Annotated in this window: 19 protein-coding genes and 3 pseudogenes; 10 read left to right on the top strand and 12 right to left on the bottom strand. The window is 38.8% G+C overall.

The window, feature by feature from the left end:
- The first annotated feature begins 75 nt into the window (after positions 1–75).
- Together RCG17_RS19245 and RCG17_RS19240 are read left to right on the top strand one after the other, a co-directional pair.
- On the top strand, positions 76–228 hold the full coding sequence (locus tag RCG17_RS19245) for a hypothetical protein (RefSeq protein ID WP_308171697.1): 153 nt from the start codon (positions 76–78) through the stop codon (positions 226–228).
- Position 229: 1 nt separating this feature from the next.
- Positions 230–418 (top strand): DUF3813 domain-containing protein, encoded by a 189-nt coding sequence (locus RCG17_RS19240; protein WP_308171696.1) that lies wholly within the window; start codon positions 230–232, stop codon positions 416–418.
- 43 nt (positions 419–461) lie between these two features.
- Here RCG17_RS19240 and RCG17_RS19235 read toward each other — a convergent pair whose 3' ends face one another.
- Both RCG17_RS19235 and RCG17_RS19230 read right to left on the bottom strand, forming a co-directional pair.
- Positions 462–839 carry a hypothetical protein gene (locus RCG17_RS19235; protein WP_308171695.1) on the bottom strand — a complete coding sequence of 126 codons (378 nt, stop codon included), beginning with the start codon at positions 837–839 and terminating at the stop codon, positions 462–464.
- Positions 840–856: 17 nt separating this feature from the next.
- A complete protein-coding gene (locus RCG17_RS19230; protein WP_308171694.1) occupies positions 857–1,699 on the bottom strand; it encodes a YitT family protein in 843 nt (280 codons plus the stop codon).
- 105 nt (positions 1,700–1,804) lie between these two features.
- Between RCG17_RS19230 and RCG17_RS19225 the strand changes: the two genes are divergently transcribed.
- Positions 1,805–2,674, top strand: coding sequence for a DegV family protein (locus RCG17_RS19225; RefSeq protein WP_308171693.1), 870 nt, complete (start codon positions 1,805–1,807; stop codon positions 2,672–2,674).
- Positions 2,675–2,693: 19 nt separating this feature from the next.
- Here the strand turns inward: RCG17_RS19225 and RCG17_RS19220 are convergent, their stop codons facing one another.
- Both RCG17_RS19220 and RCG17_RS19215 read right to left on the bottom strand, forming a co-directional pair.
- A complete protein-coding gene (locus RCG17_RS19220) occupies positions 2,694–2,825 on the bottom strand; it encodes a DUF3941 domain-containing protein (RefSeq protein WP_084029058.1) in 132 nt (43 codons plus the stop codon).
- 100 nt (positions 2,826–2,925) lie between these two features.
- Positions 2,926–3,805 (bottom strand): annotated as a pseudogene (locus tag RCG17_RS19215) (S1 RNA-binding domain-containing protein).
- A 142-nt stretch (positions 3,806–3,947) separates the two neighbouring features.
- On the opposite strand from RCG17_RS19215, the gene RCG17_RS19210 reads away from it, so the two are divergent.
- From RCG17_RS19210 to RCG17_RS19195, 4 genes are all read left to right on the top strand, one after another.
- Positions 3,948–4,439: a YajQ family cyclic di-GMP-binding protein gene (locus RCG17_RS19210; protein WP_308171692.1), complete on the top strand. Its 492-nt coding sequence runs from the start codon at positions 3,948–3,950 to the stop codon at positions 4,437–4,439.
- 119 nt (positions 4,440–4,558) lie between these two features.
- Positions 4,559–5,425 carry an SDR family oxidoreductase gene (locus RCG17_RS19205; RefSeq protein ID WP_308171691.1) on the top strand — a complete coding sequence of 289 codons (867 nt, stop codon included), beginning with the start codon at positions 4,559–4,561 and terminating at the stop codon, positions 5,423–5,425.
- A 107-nt stretch (positions 5,426–5,532) separates the two neighbouring features.
- Positions 5,533–5,805: a ubiquitin-like small modifier protein 1 gene (locus RCG17_RS19200; RefSeq protein WP_308175888.1), complete on the top strand. Its 273-nt coding sequence runs from the start codon at positions 5,533–5,535 to the stop codon at positions 5,803–5,805.
- Between the two features lies 1 nt (position 5,806).
- Entirely contained in the window at positions 5,807–6,079 is a 273-nt protein-coding gene (locus RCG17_RS19195; RefSeq protein ID WP_308171690.1) for a MoaD-like domain-containing protein, read from the top strand.
- Positions 6,080–6,208: 129 nt separating this feature from the next.
- Here the strand turns inward: RCG17_RS19195 and RCG17_RS19190 are convergent.
- A pseudogene (locus RCG17_RS19190) lies at positions 6,209–8,034 on the bottom strand (aldehyde ferredoxin oxidoreductase family protein).
- Between the two features lie 153 nt (positions 8,035–8,187).
- Between RCG17_RS19190 and RCG17_RS19185 the strand changes: the two are divergent.
- Positions 8,188–9,222, top strand: coding sequence for a ThiF family adenylyltransferase (locus tag RCG17_RS19185; protein WP_308171689.1), 1,035 nt, complete (start codon positions 8,188–8,190; stop codon positions 9,220–9,222).
- 38 nt (positions 9,223–9,260) lie between these two features.
- On the opposite strand, the gene RCG17_RS19180 is transcribed toward RCG17_RS19185, so the two are convergent.
- Positions 9,261–9,824 (bottom strand): DUF2777 domain-containing protein, encoded by a 564-nt coding sequence (locus tag RCG17_RS19180; RefSeq protein WP_308171688.1) that lies wholly within the window; start codon positions 9,822–9,824, stop codon positions 9,261–9,263.
- Between the two features lie 224 nt (positions 9,825–10,048).
- Between RCG17_RS19180 and asnB the strand changes: the two genes are divergently transcribed.
- Both asnB and RCG17_RS19170 read left to right on the top strand, forming a co-directional pair.
- Positions 10,049–11,899 carry an asparagine synthase (glutamine-hydrolyzing) gene (gene asnB, locus RCG17_RS19175; protein ID WP_308171687.1) on the top strand — a complete coding sequence of 617 codons (1,851 nt, stop codon included), beginning with the start codon at positions 10,049–10,051 and terminating at the stop codon, positions 11,897–11,899.
- Positions 11,900–12,041: 142 nt separating this feature from the next.
- Positions 12,042–13,580 carry an alpha-amylase family glycosyl hydrolase gene (locus tag RCG17_RS19170; RefSeq protein ID WP_308171686.1) on the top strand — a complete coding sequence of 513 codons (1,539 nt, stop codon included), beginning with the start codon at positions 12,042–12,044 and terminating at the stop codon, positions 13,578–13,580.
- A 33-nt stretch (positions 13,581–13,613) separates the two neighbouring features.
- On the opposite strand, the gene RCG17_RS19165 is transcribed toward RCG17_RS19170, so the two are convergent.
- From RCG17_RS19165 to RCG17_RS19140, 6 genes and pseudogenes are all read right to left on the bottom strand, one after another.
- Positions 13,614–13,982, bottom strand: coding sequence for a YisL family protein (locus RCG17_RS19165; RefSeq protein WP_374120846.1), 369 nt, complete (start codon positions 13,980–13,982; stop codon positions 13,614–13,616).
- A gap of 269 nt (positions 13,983–14,251) precedes the next feature.
- On the bottom strand, positions 14,252–15,547 hold the full coding sequence (locus RCG17_RS19160) for an O-antigen ligase family protein (protein ID WP_308171685.1): 1,296 nt from the start codon (positions 15,545–15,547) through the stop codon (positions 14,252–14,254).
- 29 nt (positions 15,548–15,576) lie between these two features.
- A pseudogene (locus RCG17_RS19155) lies at positions 15,577–15,849 on the bottom strand (type II secretion system F family protein); the annotation flags it as partial.
- A 14-nt stretch (positions 15,850–15,863) separates the two neighbouring features.
- Positions 15,864–16,508, bottom strand: coding sequence for a hypothetical protein (locus tag RCG17_RS19150; RefSeq protein ID WP_308171684.1), 645 nt, complete (start codon positions 16,506–16,508; stop codon positions 15,864–15,866).
- A 2-nt stretch (positions 16,509–16,510) separates the two neighbouring features.
- Entirely contained in the window at positions 16,511–17,509 is a 999-nt protein-coding gene (locus RCG17_RS19145; protein ID WP_308171683.1) for a type II secretion system F family protein, read from the bottom strand.
- Between the two features lie 5 nt (positions 17,510–17,514).
- On the bottom strand, positions 17,515–18,807 hold the full coding sequence (locus tag RCG17_RS19140) for a TadA family conjugal transfer-associated ATPase (RefSeq protein WP_308175886.1): 1,293 nt from the start codon (positions 18,805–18,807) through the stop codon (positions 17,515–17,517).
- Positions 18,808–18,940: the final 133 nt, after the last annotated feature.

Below are 18,940 nucleotides of genomic sequence, written 5' to 3'. Positions count from 1 at the left end.
AGTAATGCTTCTTCAAACACAAAGGACCGAGGTGGCCCCTTGTGACTGAACAAGCTCAATATTGGAGGGATTCGAATGGGTAGATCAAACAAATCGAAGCGCTTTGTCCAACAAGGGAAAGATTCTGTTAGTAAGCATGCCGAGCGTATCCCCTATCACATGACATATGCAGAAGCAGAAGCCTATAAGATGGCCAATAAACCTGATTCTTCTTTTGGAGGATTATAAGATGGGTAACCAACTATTTCAAGAAGCCCGAAGATTTGTTGATATGGCCAAATCCGCCAGTACGAATGACAGACAATCTGCTATGGAAAAAGCTAAAAATGCGTTGAGTTCAGCTTATGCTAACTCAACCATAGCCGAACAAAGTCAGTTGCACGAAATGCAAGATGAGCTTGATCATCTTAACTCGTAAAATGGACTTCGCCCCTAAACCCTGTTTAGGGGCGAGCCCTGTTTCAATGGTAAAATTGTTCAAGAACAATCGGATAAGTGTCTGTTTTTTCTCCTTTTTTATAAAATGTTACGATAACAGAACCATTTTCAGGCAGTGCTGTTCTCGGAATGTTGATCATTATTTTAAAAGGATGCCACAAGGATGGTTTTCCTTTTAGGTTCACCTTTTTCTCCTGAATATACTGAACATGCCCATCCTCCACGCTGTAATAAAAGGAACTTTTTGCTTCACCCGTTATAACATAGTTACCCCTATATCCTAGTTTATATATTTTTCGATAAACCTGATCACTTTCTTTAATGGTTTGCATCGAGGCTGCCTTGCTGTCAATTAGAGGTGTAGCCATTAATAAAGCTAAAAGAATAAATATCACACGCACATATATTCCTCCAATGCTTAATCCCTACGAAAAAAGCCAACCACATTTGTTGTTTCAATGAGATTGGTAAATGCCTTTGGATCGACTTCTTTAATGATTCGTTCTAAATCGAATAGTTCGTAACGAGTAATAACGATCATTAACAAGTCCTTGGACTCATTTGTATAGGCACCTTTTGCCGGGATCGCCGTTATTCCTCTGACTAGCTTAGAATGGATTGCCTTCCTCAGTTCTTCGCCTTTTCTCGTAATAATAAGAGCTGTCAGCTTTTCATGCCTTGTATGAATAGCATCAATAACTCTAGTCGATGTATAGAGCGTAACAAGCGTGTACAGTGCTTTTTCCCAACCGTAAAGATATCCTGCTGTAAGGATAATAATTCCGTTAAGGATAAACATATAATTTCCAACCGGCTTATCCTTTTGCCGAGATAATACCATAGCAATGATATCTAATCCGCCTGTTGACGCACCCCATTTCAAGGTAAAGCCAACACCGATTGCTAAGATGACACCGCCAAATACTGCATTCAATAAAAGATCATGGGCCACATGTTTAATGGGGATGATTTCTAAAAAAAAAGTAGAAAAGACAACACTCAAAAAACTATACAGCGTAAAGGACTTCCCCACCTTCTTCCAACCGAGTATAGCCACAGGAATATTAAGCAATAAAAGTAAATATCCCATGGAAATATGTAATGGGGTATATTCAGATATAACCTTTGATAATAATTGGGCAACACCAGCAAAACCACTGGAATAGACGTTTGCGGGAATTAAAAATAAGTTCATTGAAATTGCAACTAAAAATGCCCCCATAATCACAACAAATGATTTTTTTGTCTGAAGCCAGATCATCCCTTCACCCCCAAAGTTTCGCATTATAGTCAATTGTTTTTTTAGTTTGAAACCGATAAACTTAATTAATAAGAAACATATTTGTTTGAAAGCAGGTGAGCTTGAATGCAAGTAAAAATACTGGCAGATAGCGCATGCGATTTACCTCTTGATTTTTATACAGAGCAAAATGCGACATTATTACCCTTAAAGGTTCAAGTAAACGGAAACGAATACGAAGATGTCAAAACAATCCAGCCTCAAATGGTTTATGAAGCCATTCGAAACGGAAATATCCCGAAAACATCCCAGCCCTCACCGGTTTTATTTGAAGAAGCATTTACAAACATGGCTAAAAATAATGAAGACGGAATCTATATTGCCTTTTCCTCAGCACTGTCAGGTACATATCAAACCGCTGTTATGATTCTTGACCAAGTGAAGGAAAATTATCCTAACTTTGATTTAACAATTGTCGATACGAAATGTGCTTCCCTTGGCCAAGGGCTAATTGTTAAGGAAGCAGCAAGGCTCGCAGCTAACAATGCGACAAAGGAAGAAATTTTAAAGGATGTTCTTTTTAGAGTGCAGCACATGGAACACCTTTTTACCGTTGAGGATCTAGAGTACCTTGCTAAAGGCGGACGCGTTTCCAAAGCCTCAGCATTTCTTGGAGGATTGTTAAATATCAAACCATTATTAAATGTTGAGGATGGAAAACTGGTTCCTTTAGAAAAAATTAGAGGGAAAAAGAAACTCCTTCATCGGGTCATTGAAGTTATGAAGGAACGCGGCAGCCAATTAAATGAACAAATAATTGGGATTAGTCATGCTGATAATGAAGAAACGGCGTTAGAAATGCGAAGGATGATTGAAGAAGAATTTCATCCTCAAGATGTCTATATTTCAGCGATTGGCTCTGCGATTGGCGCACATACCGGCCCAGGAACTATTGCCATCTTTTTTTTGAACCAACTTCCCAAAAAAAATGAGTGAGGACCCCCTCACTCATTTTTTATAAATGATCGGTTTTCTTGGAGTACTGATTTTTTCCCGCTTTTCGATTCTTTTCACGCATCATATTTTTTTCATGGCGTAGAGCGTTATTGTCCTGCGCTTTTTTATCATTATCTGACGTATGCGGCATTGTAAATCCCCTTTCTTTTACCTAGGTTACAAACAATAGTTTTTGTTAAACTGCAGAGAGTATGTAAAAAAAAAACAAGCATCCGTTTTATGCTTGTTTTTTAATCTTTCTTTAAATAGGTCCATACGCCTTCTTGATAAATTTTTCCTTCTTTCAATAGCTTTCCTAAAGCACGTTTAAATGCCCCTTTGCTTAGCTGGAAACGCTCTTGAATATCCTCAGGCATACTTTTATCATTAAATGGCATTGCGCCATTTCTGCTGACTAAATAATCGTAAACCATGTTAGCATCCCGATCGAGTGACTCTTCCTTACGGGCCAACAATGACACATTAATCGTTCCGTCTTCCTTAATATCAATTATCCGCCCTTCGATTTTTTCTCCCAGCCGCGGCTCAGTCAAGCGCTGTGACTCATGAATAAATCCTTTAAAACCTTCAATTGTATATACCCAGCTGCCAACCTTGGCTGTCCGATAAATGTGCCCTTGGACATTTTTATTAAAGTCCTCACGGGTTGCTATTGTCGAAATAGAATGTATCACCTGGTCACTTGCAAGTTTCGCATATAACCGATAATTTCGGTTCACTCGTAATGTAATATAAAGCATATCCCCGAGAGCCTGGCGAAACAGATTTATGGGCAGGCAAATCTTCCTCTCCAAGCAATAAATCTTTTTGGATCCCAATATCTAAGAACACACCGATACCAGGCTTAATATCTGTTACCTTCACCCAATTGTATTTACCGGCTAAAACTGTTGGGATTATGGTAGTAGCTGCGATTCTTCCATGCGAATCTGGATATAGAAAAACGTCTAGACTCTCCCCTTCTTCAAACTTGCGGTCCGTTTCATTTATATGCAACAATACGTCTTCATGTCCGTCAGTTAAAAAAAAGCCAAATGGTGCTTTACGGGCAACCGTTAAATTGGCAACCTGTCCAACTAATTCGATTAAAGGCAAATTGATTCTCCTCATTTCTTTTTAATGGTACTTTTTCCAAAAGGTTGTTTGGACTGCTATATTTTACTATAATGAAAACGTAAAGGGAAATGTAATTCAAAAAAATTTATCTATTTTATCATTAAAATGAAAGATATAAAAATTCGGAGGTTTTAACATGGCCAAAGATAGTTCATTTGATATTGTATCCAAAGTTGATTTTTCAGAAGTAACCAATGCGATAACGCAAACGATGAAGGAAATTCAAACCCGTTATGATTTCAAAGGAAGTAAAAGTGAAGTCTCGCTTGATAAAGAGGAGCTTGTATTAGTCTCGGATGATGAGTACAAATTAGATCAGCTTAAAGATGTATTGCTTGGAAAACTAATCAAAAGGGGCGTTCCCATCAAGAACCTTGATTATGCAAAAATTGAAAAGGCTTCAGGCGGCACTGTTCGTCAACGAGCTAAGCTTGTCCAAGGGATTGACAAGGAAAATGCGAAAAAGATTAATACGATTATTAAAAACAGTGGGATAAAAGTAAAAAGTCAGATTCAGGATGACCAAGTTCGGGTCAGCGGAAAAAGCCGCGATGAGCTCCAGCAAATCATTGCTGCCGTAAAAGCAGCGGATCTTACGATTGATGTTCAATTTATTAATTATCGGTAAATGCGAAAAGCTTTTTGCTTTTCGCATTTTTTTGGAAAATCACTTTCATCCATCTATTTCCACGTTTGTTCTCGGCAAATAAAGGAATTATGAAAATAGATGAACTGGAGGGTGATTGTATGAGTAACCAGCAAAAAAAGAAGGTATTCCCGCCGCAACATCAAAACCACCAGCCTGGGCTTGAAAGTGAAATGAATCCGAAACCAATCTCGGTTCAGCCCAATTACAAAGGAAGCGGAAAATTAGCGAACAAAACAGCCATCATCACTGGGGGTGACAGTGGAATCGGCAGAGCCGTTTCCATTTACTTTGCCAAAGAAGGGGCAGATGTGGCGATTGTGTATTTAGAGGAAACTTCTGATGCAGAGGAAACGAAGAAATTAATTGAAGCAGAAGGGCGAAAGTGCCTGCTTTTTCCAGGGGATATTGGTTCAGAACCATTTTGCCAAGATACCGTTCAGAAAATAAAAACAAACTTTGGAAAAATTGATATTCTCGTTAACAATGCAGCTGAACAGCATCCCCAAAAAAGCCTTATCGATATAACAGCAGAACAGTTGGAAAAAACGTTCCGAACCAATATCTTTTCCTTTTTTTATATGACAAAAGCGGTTCTTCCTCACTTGCAAAAAGGGGCATCGATCATTAACACAGCTTCGATTACCGCTTATGAAGGAAATGAACAATTATTGGATTATTCCTCAACTAAAGGAGCAATTGTTACGTTTACACGTTCTTTGGCAAAGTCTTTGGCACCGCAAGGGATACGCGTTAATGGTGTTGCACCTGGCCCAATTTGGACACCATTGATCCCATCAACCTTTACAGCAGATCAGGTAGAGACCTTTGGTTCCGATACACCTTTTGGGCGAGCTGGACAGCCCTGTGAGCTGGCACCAAGCTATGTCTACCTTGCCTCAGAAGATTCTTCCTATGTGAGTGGTCAAATGCTCCACGTAAATGGCGGGACTATTATAAATGGATAAAATTTGTTTAACTGCGATTTCAATTGAGATCGCAGTTTTTATTGGTGACAAACTTGGAAGGTTGGCTTTATTATGGAAGTATAGAGAGGAGTGGCTTTGGGATGGTTGTGCTCGTAAAAGTTTTTGCTAACCTTCGAAAAATTTGCGGAGGAGTTTCAGTAAACATTGAAGTAAACGGTAATCGAGTCATCGATATTCTCGAACAATTGGTTAAGAATTTTCCGGATTTGGAGGAAGAGATTTTTACACCTGAGAGAACATTAAAACCCTTTGTACATGTCTTCATCAATGGCAGAAATATAATTCATATTGACGGCTTTGAAACGAAAGTTACTGAAAAAGATCAGTTTGCTCTATTTCCGCCGGTGGCTGGCGGCTGAGATGGCAAATAAGGTACTTGAGTTTCGCGGAATAAACCTCTCACATCTTGGGATGTATTTTGAGGACCTGGGTGCTGAAAAGCTTTCTGATTCTTCCCCCTATCTGTTTGAGACTTTGACCTGGAAAGCAGAAATCTTAAGCGAAGAGGTAATCACCATAACATCCAGCTTTCACGTAAATGCAGTGAAGATTCGTTTTATCGCTGATAATGAGGAAATATTAGAACAAGTAATCAAAAACTATCGAAAGAAGACGACTAGAGTCGGCGGATAAAGAAAAATCGCCGATTGGCGAGCCCCTAAGTGCGATAACAGAGGGGTAGTTGTACTTATACTTTTTTATTAGCTAAAAAAAGACTTCTGCAACAGAATGCAGAAGTCTTTTCTTTATGAATTGGACTGCTTACTTAGATACTCCAGAATCAGCGATTCCAAGCTCGGCAAGCTTTTCTTCAGTAACAACCCCGTCTTTCCAGCCGCGTTCTTGGTAATATTCATCAAGCATAATATCCATGCGGCTGACCATACCAGCACTGTTTCCTGAAGCAGGTTCCTCAGTGAACCGCTTAGGAAGGAAGTCATCCTCGCGTTTATTAAAACCTGCAAGGTTATTATAATGGCGTTCCAAGTTATAAATCCGCTCGCCTGCCTTCATTACATCATCAGCCGTCAGCTGAATTCCTGTCATCCCGCTATATTGTTCAGCATAATTATCGGCGTTTTCTGAGAAGGAAGAGAACTTACAAATATCCATAGAATCAGAGAAAGCAAGTAAGTCTTGGAATATCTTCAACAATGCACCTTTGCCTTCTGGCACAGTGCGGTCAGTAGGCTCAGGAATACCGGCAATTTCACTGGCAATGGTATAACCGCGAACATGGCAAGCACCACGGTTACTAGTTGCATACCCCAAACCAATACCCTGAACACCGCGCGGGTCATAAGCTGGAATCGATTGTCCTTTAACGGACATCGAGATCTCAGGGGCACCCCAGACGTCAGCAGCACGTGCAGGTCCTTCTGCAAGAGTGTCGCCAATGCCTTCACGGAAAGCAATTTTTTGTGCTAAAGCAATCATTGCATCCGCATCGCCCCACTCAAGCTTGTCGGAAATGATGCCTTTTTCTGAAGCTTCCATAGTTATAGAGAAACAGTGGCCCAGTTCAATTGTGTCATAACCGTATTCATTAGATAAATCAACAAGTTTGGCAATTGCTTTGGCATCACTTAAGAGACAGTTCGAACCAAATGCCCATGCAGATTCATACTCAATACTTTCTACCTTTGTTTTATATGGGCCTTCTTTTACTTCTACTTCAATTTTACAAGCAACAGGACATGCATGGCAGGCATTGTTTGCAACGAGTAAATTCTCAACGAAAAATTCACCGCTCGTTTTATCAGCTTCATCCCAATGAGAAAGTTGGGAGTTTTTCGTAGGAAGTCCTCCCACTTCATTAAGAATATTCATTAAAACGTTTGTACCGTATACAGAAAGTCCGCCTTTTCTTGGAGCTGTCAGACCGCCTTCAAGGATCGCTTTCACCGCATTCTTGTTAGCTTTTTTATAGTCTTCTGGAAGTTTAGGTTCCTGCATATTGCCTTTTTGTGCTGCTTTAATGACAATTGCTTTTAGATTTTTATATCCAGCTACTGCTCCTGTTCCGCCCGGCCTGCAGAACGATCAAGTTCATTCATAATGCCGGCAAAGCGGACCAATTTTTCACCGGCAACGCCGATCGTCATGACACTTAGATCTTCTTCACCATATTTTTCTTTAAATGCTTTAACCGTTTCACGTGTACTTTTTCCCCAATACTCTGAAGCATCATGTAATTCCGCTTTTCCATCCTCAATGTAAAGATAAACTGGTCTATCGCTCTTTCCAGAAAAAATAATGTTATCGAATCCGGACCACTTTAACCTGGCTGCAGTCCAGCCGCCCATATGAGCATCTGTTACTGTTCCAGTCAAGGGTGATTTCGTAACCACGCATAATCTGCCGCTCATCGATGAACGGGATCCAGTTATCGGGCCTGTCATCACGCATAAAATATTCTCCGGTGAAAACGCTTCCACATCTGGCCCATTATCATACACGTATTTGACACCAAGTCCACGGCCGCCAATATACTTTTTAGCATCCTCTTCATTAATGGTTCTGTAGCTGATTGCACCAGTCGACAGATCCACCATAACTTCATTGTTGTTAAATCCCCCGATATTCAAAGCTTATACCTCCCTATATCTTTATATTGGAAAAAATAATATACTTTATTTAAATTGGATATTCATCTATAAAATCCCTCTACTAATTTGTTATAAAATAAGGACAAATTATGAACTTTTTATAATACTAAAATAATAAAAGAGGTGTTCCAAATGGATCCGCTCCACCGCTATTCAAGACAAGTATTATTTAAGCCAATTGGTCATGATGGGCAGGAGAAATTAATAAGCAGCAGGGCTGCAATTGTTGGTTTGGGCGCACTTGGTGCAGTTATTGCCAACCATCTTGTCCGTTCTGGTGTGGGTTTTGTTAGATTGATAGACAGAGACTTTGTCGAATTAACTAATTTACAACGTCAAACGCTTTATGATGAGGAAGATGCACGTTTGAACCTGCCCAAGGCCATGGCAGCTGCCCAAAAGCTGAAGGAAATTAATTCAACTGTTGAGATTGAACCTGTTATTGCTGATTTAAATATTGATAATGCCGAGGAATTATTATCTGATATCGATATCATTGTGGATGGCACCGATAATTTTATGACCCGCTATTTAATCAATGATGTGGCAGTAAAATATGACATTCCCTGGATTTATGGCGGAGCGGTTAGTTCACGAGGAATGTTTGCTGTTATTAAACCTGGTATTACACCTTGCTACCGCTGCTTATTTCCAACTGTCCCGTTAGGCCGAGGGGAAACATGCGATACTGTTGGTGTACTATCGCCTATTACGGATATTATCGGCTCTTTTGAAGCAATAGAAGCTATAAAACTATTGGTTGGAGCCGATCCAAACCCTAGCCTCACGCAATTAGATATTTGGGACAATTCGTTTATGGATATGAATATTAGCGAAGGTAGAAATCCTAAGTGTCCTACTTGTGCGAATCATGAATTTGAATTTCTTGACCGTTCTTCAAACGAGCAAGCTACATATACTACACTCTGTGGAAGAGAGACCGTTCAAATTAATTATCGAAAAAAGGCAAAAGTGGATTTAAAAAGCTTAGCCGGGCAGCTACAAAAAAGTGGCAAAGTTGCTGCCAACGACTTTTTACTTCGCTTCTCACCTGAGGATGATCAGCAAATAACCATCGTCGTCTTCACCGACTCACGTGTGTTAGTGCATGGTACAAATGATATCTCCAAAGCAAAAACAGTTTATTCCAAATATATTGGTAGCTAAACAAAGGGAATCCCTTCATTTTTAGGGATTCCCTTTGTTTAAGATATGAGTTTTTCAATAATTAACCGTTTTCCCGTATTTAAAGTGAATTCAAATCGGTCACTTACTTTTTCGAAATAACAAAAATGATGCTGCACATTGCAAATTTGTATTTGATTATCAAAAACAATAAAGTTAACTCCATCTTTACGCGTATCATCTGTTAAGAATGTCAAATGATTATAGCAGTAAAGACAATCATAGAGAGAAAAGTCTAAGGAGTTAAGCGTCGTCACAAATTGGAAAAAGGCATCATCATTCATGCTATCCAATAATCTTTCTAGAGAATAAATGATATGTTTCCGAACCCTTAAAAGATCATGATCACGTAACAGCAAGATTTCCTTTCCAATGGAAATTTTCCCTGCCTCAACCAACACTCCACTTTTCCAGCGGTTTAAGCGGAATATTTCAACGTCTTGCTGCAGGAAATCCTCCATTAATGATGCTTCCTCTGTCTCCGCATCAAAGAAAATCCATTGATCGTTGATTTGTTCAACGGTTCCTTCTGTATGAGCTCTTTCTTGATTATTATAGAGTTTTAATCGTTGCTGTCGATTCATCACTTAACCTCCGTGATTGATGCTTTCTTCTTCTTTGTAGACATCTTCCACTGTTTTTATACTTTTCCTTGAATGAGATGAGAAGTTCTGTTCATTTCATTTCAATTTTCGCAGGTAACGTTTTTTGGACAATTAACCATTTAAAATGGGCGGAATAGTATATAAAACATTCACCTTAGATTTGATTTTGATTGCTCCATTCATTGGAGGGAGGAGGCTGTAATATGTGCGGGATTTCAGGTTGGGTTGACTTTCATAGGGATTTGCGCAAAGAGTCAAAAACCATTGAAAAAATGGCTAATACATTAAGTAAAAGAGGACCAGATGAAACCAATATTTGGAATGATCTTCATGTCGGTTTTGGTCATAAAAGGTTAATTGTCGTTGATCCTTCAGGGGGGAGACAGCCGATGTCAAAGCCATCCATCAAAGGAAATACTTATACCATCTGTTATAATGGTGAGTTGTACAACACAGAAGATCTGCGAAAAACCCTTCTTACTAAAGGATATTCTTTTAAGGGTCATTCTGATACAGAAGTACTGTTAACAGCCTATATAGAATGGGCGGAAGAATGTGTTAATCATCTAAACGGAATATATGCGTTTGCGATTTGGGACCGTGAACAAGAAAAGCTATTCATTGCCCGCGATCGTTTAGGCGTCAAACCTTTATTTTTTTCGGAAAACAACAAGGGACTTATTTTTGGATCTGAAATAAAAGCGATTCTTGCCAATCCTGAAATCAGTACCGTGGTAGATCAATCGGGACTCTCAGAAGTATTTGGTCTTGGTCCTTCAAGGTCACCTGGAACAGGAATTTTTAAAGGAATTAATGAACTTAGACCGGCGCATGCTCTTACATTTACCAGAAATGGTCTCAAAATCTGGAGGTATTGGAACGTTAAAAGCAGTAAACATACGGAAACTGCCGATGAAACTGCTGACCATATCAAGTACTTGGTTACCGATGCAGTTACAAGACAGCTAGTTTCTGATGTACCATTATGTACATTCTTATCCGGCGGGCTGGATTCGAGTATCATTACTGCGATTGCCGCAACAGGTTTTAAGGACCAAGGAAAAGGTCAGCTTCATACCTATTCGATTGATTATGAAGGCAATGATGTTCATTTTAAAGCAAATGAATTCCAACCAAATTCGGATGAAGTTTATATTCAAATGGTTTCAAATGCCTATAAAACCCAGAGCCATAAAAAAATAATCTCACAGGAACAATTAGCTTATGACCTTATTGAAGCTGTATATGTCCGCGATTGCCCGGGAATGGCTGATGTTGATTCTTCCCTGCTTTGGTTCTGTAAAGAAATCAAAAAGGATTTTACTGTGAGTCTTTCCGGAGAATGTGCAGATGAAATTTTTGGCGGATATCCATGGTTTCACCGTAAAGCCGATTTGGAGCGCGACGGATTCCCATGGATGCGTTCCGTTAACGAAAGACAGAATCTTTTAAAAGAACATTGGCGGAATAAATTAAATATCCAGGATTATGTAATGGAAAAATATAATCAAACCATTGCTGAAACACCTGTTTTGGATGGCGAAAGCGGTGAGGCTGCACAACGCAGGCAGCTGTTTTATTTAAATATGATCTGGTTTATGACAACACTCCTTGACCGTAAAGACCGAATGAGCATGGGTGCAAGTTTAGAGGTGCGGGTGCCGTTTGCCGACCATCGTTTGGTTGAATATGTCTGGAATATCCCTTGGAATATAAAAATGTACGGCAACCGCGAAAAAGGAATCTTAAGGAAAGCTTTTGAAGGTGTTCTTCCTGAGGATGTGCTGTACCGCAAAAAAAGTCCATATCCGAAAACCCATAATCCTCAATATACATTGGCTGTTCAAACGATGCTGCAGGATATTTTAAAGGATAAATCTTCGGTATTACATGAGTTTTTTGATAAGGCTTATTTACAAAGTATTGTCGAAACAGGTGGAGACTCCTTTAAAGAACCATGGTTTGGTCAATTAATGACAGGTCCGCAATTATTGGCATACCTTGCCCAAATTCATATTTGGTTTAAAGCCTACAATATCAATATTGCTGAATAGAATAGATCCCAAACTCTGCCAACTCAAGGGCAGAGTTTTTTACAATTCAAGGAATGTTATATTATTGGACAATTCCGTCAATTACATTACAATGAAGATAAGGAAGGACTTCTCTTTCCTTTGATGAGGAGGGATTAATCATTTGAAAAAAGCTGCTTTCTTATTATTTGCCATCATCCTTTTTGTCTTTTCAACAGTACCTGCTTCTGCAGCTGTAAAAAAAACAGACAGAAAGTGGCAGGATGAGTCGATTTACTACATAATGGTGGACCGTTTTAATGATGGCGATTCGAATAATGCTCCTGATGTGGATACAAAAAATCCCCTCGCTTATAATGGAGGCGATTTTCAGGGGATTATCGATAAACTGGATTATATAAAAGCTATGGGCTTTACAGCCATTGATCTGACACCCATTTTAAATACTGCCGCAAAAGGTTACGATGGGTATTCAGTTCAAAATTATTACAAGACAGATGAGCATTTTGGTTCGATCAAAACATTTAAAAAACTAGTTAATGAAGCACATAAGCGTCAAATCAAGATCATGATTGATTTTGTTGCAAATAGTGTAGCCCCTACACACCCATGGGTAAATGACCCGACAAAGCAAAATTGGTTTCACCCCAAGCAAGAAGGAAATGTATCATCTGATAACCAACAGGTTCTTGAAAATAGTTGGATTGATGGACAGCCCGATTTAAATCAGGAAAATCCAGAAGTCACGAATTATTTAGTAGATGCCGCAAAGTGGTGGATCAAAGAAACAAATATTGACGGGTATCGATTAACAGGTGCCAATTTCGTTCCGCCAGCTTTCTGGGCAACTTTTTCCAAAGCTGTAAAAAGCGCAAAAAAAGACTTTTATTTACTTGGAGATGTCCAATCTGATGATCCAAATGTCGTAAATCTATACAAATCCACTGGTTTGGATGGCTTTACAGATTCAAAGTTAAACATGGACTTAAGAAAGGGGTTTGCTTCAACAGACCTATCATTAAATCATTTATTCTCTGATTGGGAAAAAACGAAGCAGAGCACCCCTAATCCCTATTTAATGGGAACCTATATGGATGACACGCAAACAACTAGATTTACAAAGGATATCGTTTCCAATAAACAGTATCCTGGATCTCGATGGGAGATGGCTTTAACTTATTTATACACAACTCCAGGAATTCCTGTTATCTATTACGGTTCAGAAATTGCTTTAAACGGCGGCAAGGCTCCAGATAACCACCGACAAATGAATTTCCGAGCAAATAAAGATTTAATTGACTATATCACTAAGCTGGGCCAATTAAGAAACCAGCTTCCGTCATTAAAAAGAGGTACATTTGAAAAACTTTATGAAAAAAATGGCATGATCGTCTATAAACGTGTCTATCAAAATGAGACCTCTGTCATTGCCATTAATAATACCAGTAAATCTCAACAGGTTACTCTATCAAACAAACAAATTGAAGATGGAAAAGAATTGCGCGGGTTATTAAACGGAGATGTCGCAAAAAGCAATCAACACCAGTATAAAATCATTCTTGACCGTGACAATGCAGAAATTTATGTACTGGCAAACAAATCAGGAATCAACCTCCCGCTCACCGCTGCAATTACAGCAGTCTATATTGCGTTTTTCACTTTCCTATATTTCATAATTAAGAGAAGAAAGCAAAAAAGATAAACAAAAAGGCTGCAGATCTGCAGCCTTTTTTCATTAGAAAATATGAATTCCTAGCGGTAGTTTAAAGCCTAAATACAACACTAGTAAAAACGCAATGATAAATTGAATCCACATACCCTTTGTTTCCTTTTTTTTGCCCGCTTTTATCAGAATCATTTCAAATAAAGAAATAATCCAAAGTCCAACAATTACTTTTAAAATATACAAAAAGCTAATTTGGTAAATCGAAAAAAGCAGCATCCCGCCAGTTAATATAATCAGTAAGTAAAAAACTCTGATAATCATATGAAGGATCTTAAAACCCTTCGCTTTTCCGCTTTTGTTTAAGCTTAGTGCAATCAAAAATAAAACCAATGTCAAAAACCATGTAGTTATATGGGCGTCAGTAATATGGCCGTTCATATAAATTTTCCTCCTTCTGGCAAGTCCATATATTATGAAATATCATATCATAGACAGTCCCCAAAAACTAAAAATACGTCTTGCATAGTGTTAACTCAAACTTTGCATTCCGAAATTGACAGACTTGATGTAGTTGGGAAGGCTAGCGATCCAATGCTGAAGTTAACTTTGTCAATCATGCGGGTCATCTCCAGATTAAACGGAAAGTGACAAAGAGGAGAATCTTTATGGCACTTATGCTTTATTTAGCTTCATTTTTCCAATAATTCCTAAGAGAGTGGAATTGTTGACATATGGGTGTGGCTTTCAATTGTAAATGTTTCTGTATACGAAAGCCTATAAGCCATCCCGAGCATGAACCAGAAAAATGGTGCTACAGGCACTACACTAATATTAAAAAATGCCTGAACGATATATCCAATCAAAATGGCGAAGAAGCCTGCCAATAATAATTGTTTTTCGCCGCTGCTCTTCCATATGGCTTTCCAAATTGACCTTAGAACGGTGCTTAAAAATCCTAAATAAAACAGGAGTGCGGGTATTCCCATGGTAATGGATATTTGTAAATACTCGTTATGTGCTTTATCAACGAGAGCGTCCTTTACATGAATGAAGTTGCGAAAAGCACCCTGATTAAATACATAGACTAATGTATCCGGTCCCGACCCAAACAAAGGGTATTTTCCTACTAATGGCAATGCAAGCTGCCATATTTTCCAGCGATAGCTTCCGGCGTCCCCATCGTTATGTAATGCCTGCTTTGCACTATCGGCAATACTAAACACTCTAAGTAAATAGACGTTGCCTTCCATCACATTCACAATCCCAAATATAATGAAAAAGGTAAAAAGAAGCCATATATATCGCTTTAACCTATTTGGGGAATTTTTTAAAATAAACACACTAAAAAATAACACCCCGGCAAGGATACCAATTAAGGCACTTCGCGTTCCTGTATACAATGTATTTAAAAAAAGCAAATCTGCAATCAAGATGAATAGAGTAATTTCTTTTCTGCTTTTTGCCAATAGCATCAATACTGTTGCCGTTAAAAGCATGATTACAAGATAACTTCCAAAAAAATTTGCGTTTTCAAAGAATGACTCCACTCGCCCCGGATCAGGAAGAAGAAAGTATAAAGGAAATTTCTGGAGAACTCCATATATTCCCGCAATAATAGACATACTAACGAGCCCTGTTAGCAAAGATTTATATTTTTCGATTGGAGCAAAACGTAAAGTTATAAAAAAGATTGTAAAATAAGAATACAATGCTAAAAGGCCCTCATGCCTTTTAATCATTCCAAATAGGGCAATATAAGGATGGTTCGATAAACAAGCGGATAATGCTGCCCAAACGGCAAACGCAATAAGAAAAAGCTCCGGAGGGTAAAGTTTTTTCTCAAAAGGAAGCATTTTTTGTCTGTACCATTTTAAAAACATCAGGATCCAAATGGATAATGAAAGATAGGCGAGGAGTCCCATCTTCATAACCGTTATATATTCATCATACGGGATAACTAAAAAAGGGAAGATGATTAAGAATAGATAAATAGCTCGAAACAAATGACCCCAACCTCCTTTGGAAAATTTCTCTATTTATGGAATTGGTGAAAAAGCTGAATAGCAACTGGACCAAGGATTACAATAAAAAGACTCGGAAAGATAAAGAATATTAATGGAAACAGGATTTTTATAGGAGCTTTCATAGCTGTTTCCTCAGCTTTTTGGCGCCTGTGCTCCCTGACATCACTACTTAAGATTCGCAGGACCTGTACCATTCCGACACCAAGCTTCTCTGCACGTAGCACACTATTGATAAATACCGAAATTTCTTCTACTTCCAAACGATCCCGTACGCCTATTAATGCCTCTTTGCGGCTTAAGCCGAGACGTAATTCCTCAAGGCAGCGCTGGAATTCCCGGCAAGAACACCCTCTTGTTTTCCAATTACTTTAGTTATTGCAGAATCAAAGCCTAAACCTGCTTCCAGACATACTAATAATAAATCTACGAAATCAGGTAATTCCTTTGCTGCAAGTTTTTTTCGCTTGGCCATTTTCATTTTCAAGTAATGGCGCGGCAAGACCATGCCTATCACTAATCCAACAAATAGAAAAATGAATAATGAAGCGCCTTGGACACCCAGTAACAATCCATAAAAAAAGGATAAGACAGTCATTCCAATCATAACGGCCAATTGTACCATTCGATAATCAGCTGCCTTCATATGAAACGGATTGCCTGCTTGTATTAATTGCTTATCCAGCTTTTCTACTTGTTTATTAGGCAATCGTTTGGAAAAGCTTTTTTTTGCTTCCATCCAAAGAGGTAGTAAGATTCGATTTCGAAAGGATTCTTTATTATTTTTATCTTCATGTTCACTTGGCAAAATTTTAAGATTTGATTTATTCTCACTCATTAACTGTTCAATTCGATGTTTTACTTGGTTTTTTTTGTTCAGTGGAATGAACAGCAGTCCAAAGATAAGGAGGAAAATGGCGAAAAAAAAGGCAGCATATAGCATAATTACACCTCGATTTTAGTTAACTTTTGAATCAATAAAAATCCTAGAATACCTGATAAAAGAGCGGCAGAAATTAGTATGATACCGATAGGATCTTTAAAAAAGATGCCGATATAGGAAGGCTGAATGATATACAATAATGCCCCTAAGGCAATTGGAAGGGCTCCAATCACAATGCCTGACATCCTCCCTTGAGCGGTGAGTGCCTTAATTTGGGCGTGAATTTTTTGCCTTTCACGAATCGTATCGACGATAATGCTTAAAACAGTTGCCAAATTTCCGCCAACCTGTCTCTGGATTAAGATCGCCTGGATCATGATATCCAAGTCCTTGCTGGGCACTCTTTCGTATAAACGATGAAGGGCATCTTCTGTACTAACTCCATATTTCATTTCCTTTAGCACTGTTTCAATTTCTTCCTTCAGTGGGAAAGAGGATTCCTCTGCCACTGCTATTAATGCTTGATTAAAGCTATATCCCGCTCGCATCGAACTGATAATTGTTGTAATCATATCCTGAAGCTGATCATTAAATTTGTTGATTCGTTTTTTTCTTTTTGAATGTAACAATAGCTTGGGATACAAAAAACCTGCTATAAATCCAATGAACACAATCAAGAGTTGCCCTGTCAGGGAATACAGAATACCTCCCAAAATAAAGGCAAAAATCCAACGAAAAGCCTCATATTCTCCGAAGGTCCAGGCAAATCCGGCACTTTTGAGTAACTGCTCCACCTTTACACTGGATTTTCTTTTATTCATTACTTTTTTTAGTTTTTCGTTGTATATCTTAATGTTGTTCTTAATACTAATGGTTTCTTGCTTTTGCCTTTTTTCCTGCGTACCCTCTTGTGCTGCTGCAGGATGATCTTGCAGCAAGTAAAATTTCAGACGTCTTTCTATTAACTGTTTTTTCGGCACAAATAGCTGAAGCAAAAAGAAAAAAAAGAAGAAAACAAATAAAAGAAATAATAAATAAACATACATACTGATTGTAAACAAGAAGCTTAACCCTCCTTTTCAAAGAAAACGGTTGGAGGAATATGAATTCCGCTACTTTCCAGCCGTTCATAAAAAGCGGGACGCACTCCTGTTGGTACAAGCTTCCCAATAATTTTTCCATTGGAATCCAGCCCCCGCTGCTCAAAAGCAAAAATGTCTTGGAGAACAATGATATCGCCCTCCATCCCTTGTACCTCGGTGATATTTACTATTTTACGTGAGCCGTCCTTTAATCGGGATTGCTGTACAATCAGGTCCAGTGCTCCGGCAATTTGTTCACGGATCGCTCTGAGTGGAAGATCTACTCCTGCCATCAATACCATTGTCTCTAACCGAGAGATCATATCACGTGGACTATTGGAGTGACCGGTAGCCAATGAACCGTCATGGCCCGTGTTCATTGCCTGCAGCATATCGAGTGCTTCTGCTCCACGAACTTCTCCGATGACGATGCGCTCTGGTCTCATCCGTAATGAGTTCCGAACTAAATCGCGAATCGTAATGGCACCTTTTCCTTCCATATTCGGAGGCCTTGTTTCAAGTGATACGACATGCTCCTGCCCAAGCTGCAGCTCTGCAGCATCCTCTATTGTAATAATCCGTTCATCATTTGGTATAAAGGAAGAAAATACATTCAAGGTTGTCGTTTTACCGGAGCCAGTACCACCACTGACAAAGATATTTAATCTTGCTTTTACACATGCATCGATAAATGCAGCCATTTCTTCTGTTAAAGTTCCAAAGCGTATTAAATCGGAAATTTTAAATGGATCTTTAGCAAATTTCCGAATGGTGACTGTCGGTCCATTTAAAGCTAAAGGGGGAATTATTGCATTAACCCGAGAGCCATCTGGCAAGCGGGCATCCACCATCGGGCTGCTCTCGTCAATCCGTCGGCCCAACGGAGCAACAATTTTTTCAATAATATTCATGACATGCTCATAATCTCTAAATCTGATATCCGTTAATTCCAGCTTTCCTTTTCTTTCTGCATATACTTGGTCAGGACCATTGACCATGATCTCACTAACGTCTGAATCAGCTAAAAGGGGGTTGATTGGGCCAAAGCCGGTAATGTCGTTAACCAACTCGTTTATGACTACTCGGCGGTCAACACTTCCTTTTAACGCATCATCATCCTGAATGATTTCGATAGCCATTTCTTCAAGTTTAGAAGTGATTTCTTCCTGGTTCTCATAGGTAAACCCTTCTAAAATCTTTTTCTGTAATTCTTCTTTTAACTTTTGGTTATTTTCATTTATTGGAGGAGAACTGCTGGTAGTCAGAATACTTTTCATTTTTGTCTTCAATGTTTTTTCTGTTGTCTTTTTATTTGGTTGTGGGGCTGCTATTTGTTCTTCCATACGTTTTTCATTTTTCTTTTGGTTTTCTTGTTCAGGCTCAAGGTCATTCTTATCTATTTGTTTTGAT

This window comes from Neobacillus sp. PS3-12, assembly GCF_030915385.1.
Classification (GTDB): domain Bacteria; phylum Bacillota; class Bacilli; order Bacillales; family Cytobacillaceae; genus JAEVLT01.
Note: the sequence above shows the minus strand (reverse complement) of the source record. Positions and strands in the feature narration are given on the sequence as shown.

Bases quoted from the DNA above. Each gene is read 5' to 3' on its own strand.
- RCG17_RS19140 (WP_308175886.1), bottom strand. From the start codon at position 18,807: ATGAAAAGTATTCTGACTACCAGCAGTTCTCCTCCAATAAATGAAAAT.
- asnB (WP_308171687.1), top strand. From the start codon at position 10,049: ATGTGCGGGATTTCAGGTTGGGTTGACTTTCATAGGGATTTGCGCAAA.
- RCG17_RS19245 (WP_308171697.1), top strand. From the start codon at position 76: ATGGGTAGATCAAACAAATCGAAGCGCTTTGTCCAACAAGGGAAAGAT.
- RCG17_RS19205 (WP_308171691.1), top strand. From the start codon at position 4,559: ATGAGTAACCAGCAAAAAAAGAAGGTATTCCCGCCGCAACATCAAAAC.
- RCG17_RS19180 (WP_308171688.1), bottom strand. From the start codon at position 9,824: ATGAATCGACAGCAACGATTAAAACTCTATAATAATCAAGAAAGAGCT.
- RCG17_RS19220 (WP_084029058.1), bottom strand. From the start codon at position 2,825: ATGCCGCATACGTCAGATAATGATAAAAAAGCGCAGGACAATAACGCT.
- RCG17_RS19225 (WP_308171693.1), top strand. From the start codon at position 1,805: ATGCAAGTAAAAATACTGGCAGATAGCGCATGCGATTTACCTCTTGAT.
- RCG17_RS19150 (WP_308171684.1), bottom strand. From the start codon at position 16,508: ATGCTATATGCTGCCTTTTTTTTCGCCATTTTCCTCCTTATCTTTGGA.
- RCG17_RS19185 (WP_308171689.1), top strand. From the start codon at position 8,188: ATGGATCCGCTCCACCGCTATTCAAGACAAGTATTATTTAAGCCAATT.
- RCG17_RS19230 (WP_308171694.1), bottom strand. From the start codon at position 1,699: ATGATCTGGCTTCAGACAAAAAAATCATTTGTTGTGATTATGGGGGCA.
- RCG17_RS19210 (WP_308171692.1), top strand. From the start codon at position 3,948: ATGGCCAAAGATAGTTCATTTGATATTGTATCCAAAGTTGATTTTTCA.
- RCG17_RS19240 (WP_308171696.1), top strand. From the start codon at position 230: ATGGGTAACCAACTATTTCAAGAAGCCCGAAGATTTGTTGATATGGCC.
- RCG17_RS19165 (WP_374120846.1), bottom strand. From the start codon at position 13,982: ATGAACGGCCATATTACTGACGCCCATATAACTACATGGTTTTTGACA.
- RCG17_RS19195 (WP_308171690.1), top strand. From the start codon at position 5,807: ATGGCAAATAAGGTACTTGAGTTTCGCGGAATAAACCTCTCACATCTT.